We start from the raw sequence: 1095 nt of genomic DNA, 5'->3' as shown, positions 1-1095 counted from the left end.
CCCCGGCGATGCACGCCGGCGTGAACCGAAGCTCACGCCCGTGTTCATCGCCGGGGGCGGCTGTGTGTCAGCTCATCCCTCGAACAACCCCTGTCCGACGTACCCGCCCTCCGGCGCGCCGGGCGGGAGCGCGAACACCGCCGACCCGATCGGGACGGTCCACGTGTTGAGCGCGTCCTGCTCGGCGAGCCGCTGCTGGACGGGAATGTAGGTGCGCACCGGATCGGCCTGGTAGGCGGTGAAGATCAGGCCGCTGTTGCTGATCTCGCCCCCCTCCGGCGGGTCGTCGTAGTTGTACGGCCGCCGGAGCATGGCCTCACCGCGATCGCGCTGCCGGGCCCGGGCCATGTGCGACTCCGGCGGGATCACCGGCAGACCGACCTCGTCGACGGCCTCGAAGTCGGCCGGATCGTGCTCGTGGACCCCGGTCAGCGGTGCACCGGTGTCGATCCGCCGGCCCATGCTCAGCTCGCGGGAGGTGCGGTCGATCTCCTCCCAGGTGTCCATGGTCATGCGGATGCGGCGCAGCACCAGCGAGGACCCGCCCCGCATCCACCGCTGGACCTGCCCGTCTGAAGAGCTGCCGTCCGAGAACAGGACCTGGTCGACGTCCACGTCGTCGGGCCCGGGGTTCACGGTCCCGTCGATCTGGCCGAACAGGTTCCGCTGCGTGCGGCCGGTCGGGTCGGTGCCGACGGCTTTGCGGAACCCCCGTTGCGCCCACCGTTGCTCGGCCACGCCTCGCACGCCGGACGCGAGGATCCGGGCGGCGTGCGAGACGATCAGCGGGTCGTCGGCACAGATCTGCAGCAGCAGATCCCCTTCCGACCACCGGTCCTCGAGCTGATCGATCTGCGGGAACGCCGGCAACTGCCGAAGCCACGACGGCCGCTTCTCTGGCATGCGCACCGCGTCGAACAGTCCGGGACCGAGCCCGATGGTCACCGTGAGCCGCGCCGGGTCCCGGGCCAGTTCGGGCTCGAGGTCGGCCAGGCCGCCGCGGCCCGAGGTGAGCCTGGCGGCGTCCTGGGACCAGGCCCGCAGGACACCCTGGACCTCGGCGCGGGTGGCTCCCGTCGCGAGGTCGAACCCGAT

Annotated in this window: 1 protein-coding gene; it reads right to left on the bottom strand. The window is 71.8% G+C overall.

Going from position 1 to position 1095, the window contains the following annotated elements; all coding sequences use genetic code 11:
* Positions 1–72 precede the first annotated feature (72 nt).
* On the bottom strand, positions 73–1095 hold a 1023-nt coding region (locus G6020_RS12870; RefSeq protein ID WP_182610889.1), incomplete at its 5' end, for a Dyp-type peroxidase.

Origin of the sequence: Dietzia sp. B19, assembly GCF_014145155.1 — a bacterium.
Lineage (GTDB): Bacteria > Actinomycetota > Actinomycetes > Mycobacteriales > Mycobacteriaceae > Dietzia > Dietzia natronolimnaea.
Note: the sequence above shows the minus strand (reverse complement) of the source record. Positions and strands in the feature narration are given on the sequence as shown.